The sequence below is a fragment of the Actinoplanes sp. NPDC048791 genome (assembly GCF_040650095.1).
In the GTDB taxonomy this organism is placed as follows: Bacteria; Actinomycetota; Actinomycetes; order Mycobacteriales; family Micromonosporaceae; genus Actinoplanes.
This window is the reverse complement of record NZ_JBEZGQ010000804.1, coordinates 1-3905: the sequence shown is the minus strand read 5'-3', so window position 1 is coordinate 3905 and position 3905 is coordinate 1. Positions and strand designations below refer to the sequence as shown.

The 3905-nt window shown below is 71.7% G+C and carries 3 protein-coding genes; 2 read left to right on the top strand and 1 reads right to left on the bottom strand.

The genetic code is table 11. The features are described 5' to 3' along the window. Together AB0C29_RS37415 and AB0C29_RS37410 are read left to right on the top strand one after the other, a co-directional pair. Positions 1-1181, top strand: a 1181-nt coding sequence (locus AB0C29_RS37415) for a BNR-4 repeat-containing protein (protein ID WP_360830763.1), incomplete at its 5' end; no start/stop codon positions are given. 14 nt (positions 1182-1195) lie between these two features. Beyond that, on the top strand, positions 1196-1726 hold the full coding sequence (locus AB0C29_RS37410; protein WP_360830760.1) for a GNAT family protein: 531 nt from the start codon (positions 1196-1198) through the stop codon (positions 1724-1726). Positions 1727-1732: 6 nt separating this feature from the next. Here AB0C29_RS37410 and AB0C29_RS37405 read toward each other — a convergent pair. Then, positions 1733-3905, bottom strand: a 2173-nt coding sequence (locus AB0C29_RS37405) for a WD40 repeat domain-containing protein (protein ID WP_360830757.1), incomplete at its 5' end; no start/stop codon positions are given.

The window sequence follows — 3905 nt, the reverse complement described above, 5'->3', positions numbered from 1 at the left end:
CCGCCGTGGGCCGGACGTTCATCTCCTGGGCCGGGCAGTACGAGGACAACTACGTGCAGTCCTACGAGCACCGCACCGGCACCTGGAGCGACCCGGTCCGGGTGGCCGGCGGCGACAACGACTCGCACAACTACCCGACCATGATCCAGGCCGCCGACGGTCACCTGCTGGTCTTCCGCGGTCTGCACAACCGTGAGCTGTGGGTGGCCCGCTCGCCGCGACCGCACTCGATCGAGGGCACCTGGACCGACGTGAACATCGCGGAAGGGCTCGGGGCGACGTACCCCATGCCCTTCCGCACCGCCGACGGCACGATCTTCGTCTTCTTCCGCGAGACCGCCGGGGATTTCGACCCGGCCTTCCCGACCGACACCCGGCCGATGAAGTACGTCCGGTCGACCGACGACGGGCGCACCTGGCAGAGCTCGACCACGCTGACCGGGGACCGCTGGGCGATCGCGCCGCTGAACCGGCCGGACAACATGAACGAGATCTACATCGGCCAGCTGCGCTACGAGCCCGCGACGCTGCTGCACCGTGAGCGGGTCGGCATCGTCTACACGCTGGCCGGCGGCGGTCCCGAGGGTCACCTGCACGACCGCTACCACCGCAACATCTACTACACGGCGTTCGACCCGGGCTCGCTGACCTTCCGCTCGGCCGCCGGGCGGTCGCTGGGCACCTCGATCGACGACGCCGACCAGGAGGCGCACCTCAAGGTGGCGGAGACGCCGCTGCAGACGGTGAACCCGCGCTCGCCGGACTACATCAACCTGGTCGGCACGACGCTCGGGGTCGCGCCGTTCGTGGTGTGGATGCAGCTCGACCAGGCCGGCGTGGTGCACACCCACACCGGGACGTGGGCCGGGCCCGGCGGCTGGCGCACCCGGGAGGTGGCCACCGGGGTGCGGGTGCGCGACATGGAGCCGGCCGGACCGGCGAGCTGGCGGATCTACGCGACCCCGGCGGACGGCACGCCCGGCATCGGCGCCTACCGGCTGACCGCCGGCAGCTTCTGGCGGTACGAGACCACGATCGCCACTCCCAGGCCGGTGCAGCGCATCGAGGTGATCGACGGTCGTCGTGACCCGGCCTGGATCCTGGCCACCGGGGCCAGCAGCGCGCGCGACGTGGCGGTGGCCGATGGCGATATTTACGTCGCGGGCCGCCCCCGGTCGTGATAATCCTGGCAACCATGCTGGGTGATCTGGTGCGACTGCGAGCCATGGAACCGTCCGACGCCGAGGCGCTGTGGCGGTGGAACCACGACCCGGAGGTCATGCGCTGGATGCAGGACAGCCATCCGCAGTCGCTGGCCCAGGTGACGCGGTGGCTGGGCGAGGAGCGGGGCCGCAACGAGTACGGCGACCTGCTGCTGGGCGTCGAGGTCCAGGCCGATGACAAGCTCATCGGCCTGGTCCGGCTGCACGGCGCCGAGCCCGAGCTCGGCCTCGCCGAGCTGGACATCTATCTGGGTGAGAAGAACTACTGGGGCAAGGGGTATGCGACGGACACTGTCCGCACAGTGTGCCGCTACGGCTTCGACAAGATGCGCCTGCACAAGATCACCCTGACGGTCGTGACGGAGAACGAGGCGGCCTGGCGCGCGTACCGCAAGGTCGGCTTCGTGCAGGAGGGCCGCCTGCGCGAGGTCTTCCGCCGCGACGGCCGGTGGTACGACCAGTACACGATGGGCCTGCTGGCGGGCGAGCTGACCGACGCCTGACCCCCTCTACCGACAGGTCCTCTCGTAGGGAACGTCGGTCACATAGCGCGCCCATTCGGCCCGGGTCAGGCCGCCGTTGACAGCACAGGCGCGCTCGGTCGCGTGCCGGCGGAGATCGTTGAGCTGGGCCAGATCCCACACGCCGGCGGAGCGTCGCAAGCCACCGGCCAGGCTGTTTCCGTCAGCGCTGAACGCCACCCCCGACGTTGAGCTGAGCTTGCCGTCGAGTTCGGCCAGGCGGCGGGGGTGGCTGCGGTCGGTCAGGTCCCACAGCAGAACGGCGCCGTCCTGACCGCTGATGGCGAGGGTGTGTCCGTCCGGGCTGAGCGTCACCGCGTTGGCCGAGCCGAAGTCGCCGACGACCTGGGTGAGCTGACGGGGACGACTCGGATCGGTCGTGTCCCACAGCAGCACCACGCCGTACGGGCCGCCGGCGGCGAACGTCCGGCCGTCGGCGCTCAGCGCCAGTTCGTCCAGGGCGCCGGAGGAATCGCTGAGCAGCGCCGCCTTGCGGGGCGAGGCGGGCTCGGTCAGGTCCCACAGCTGGACGTTCACGCCGTTCCCGACGGCCAGGGTCTTCCCATCGGCGCTGAGGGTCAGCACGTCCAGCCCGATCCGGACCCCCTCGAAGCGGGCCAGGCGTCGCGGTGCGCGGCGGTCCGTCGTGTTCCACAGCTCGACCGTTCCGTCGGCGAGGCCCACGGAGAGAAGCCGGCCGTCCCGGCTGAGCGCCGACGCAGCCACCGAGTTCGTCCCCCCGTGCATCGAGACGACGGGGCGGCTGATGGAGAGGTCGGCGGTGTCCCAGAGCCGCACGACGTCGGTGCTGCTGGTGATGACGGTGCGTCCGTCGGCGCTGAGCGCGACCGCGTCCAGCGAGTCGAGGTGGCCCTCCAGCCGGCCCAGCAGGCGGGGGGCGGCGGGCCGGGACAGGTTCCACACCTGCGCGGTGCCGTCGTAGCTGCCGGTGACGAAGGTCCGTCCGTCGGCGCTGAGGGCAACCCCGCTCACCGAGTCGCGGTGGCCGGTGACCTCAGCGACGCGCCGCGGGCCGGTGGCGTCGGTCAGGTCCCACAACTGCTCGGTGTAGTTGCGGCCCTCCATGGCCAGCGACTGTCCGTCGGCGCTGAGGGCGATCGCGTTCAGCGACCCGGAGTTGTGGGTGAGCTGGGCGATCCGTACGGGCACGGCGGGACGGGTCAGGTCCCACCCCAGTACGGCACGGCTCGCGTAGCTGGCCACGAGGGTGTGCCCGTCGGCGCTGAGCGCGATCGCGGTCACCCAGCCGGTGCCGTCGGTGAGCTGGGCCACCCGGCGGACGTCGGCGCGGTCACTGAGATCCCACACCGAGACGGGCAGATCCTGCTGGCTGACGGCGAGCGTACGCCCGTCCGCGCTGAGCGTCAGGTCGACCGACGAGCGCTTGAGCTCGTCCAGCGTGTCGAGGCGCTGCGGTTTGCCGCGGTCGCTCAGATCCCACACCACGGTGCCGTCCCACCGGCTGGTCACCAGGGTGTGCCCATCGGCGCTGAGGGCCAGATCGTCCAGCTGCGAGTCGCTCTCGGCCAGGCGGGCCAGGCGGTGCGGCTCACGGCGATCGGCCAGGTCGTAGACCAGCGCGGAGCCGTCCGCACTGCCGCTGACCAGGGTGCGCCCGTCGGCGCTGAGCGCGACCGTGGTCACGCTGTCGGTGTGCTCGGTGAGCTGGGCCAGGCGGCGGGGGTGACGGCGGTCGCCGAGGTCCCACAGCAGGACGGTCCCGTCCTGACTGCCCGTGGCCAGGAGCGTGGCGTCCTTGCTGAGGGCGACGCTCACCACGAGGTCGGTGTGGTCGGTGAGCCGGGCCAGGCTCCGCGGGGTGCCGCGCTCGGGCAGCTCCCACAGCCGTGCGGTGCTGTCGGCGCTCCCGGTCACCAGCAGACGGCCGTCGGAGCTGAACGCCGACGCCGTCAGCGATCCGGTATGGCCGCTGAGGGTCCCCGCGTAACGGGTTCCGACCACCGTGTTGACCAGCCCGGCCTCGGCCGGGTCGCCCGGGTTGAGCTGCGCCGCGGCGAGACCGAGTTGGGTCGCCGTACGCGGATCCTGCTGCCGGATGGAGTCGGCCTGGCTGATCAGGCGCTGGCTGATGCCGATCCGCTGCTGGGTGCGGGCCGCCTGCTCCTGCCGTCGCGCCTCG

Coding starts and splice junctions, on each gene's coding strand:
- AB0C29_RS37410 (WP_360830760.1), top strand. CDS start 1,196: ATGCTGGGTGATCTGGTGCGACTGCGAGCCATGGAACCGTCCGACGCC.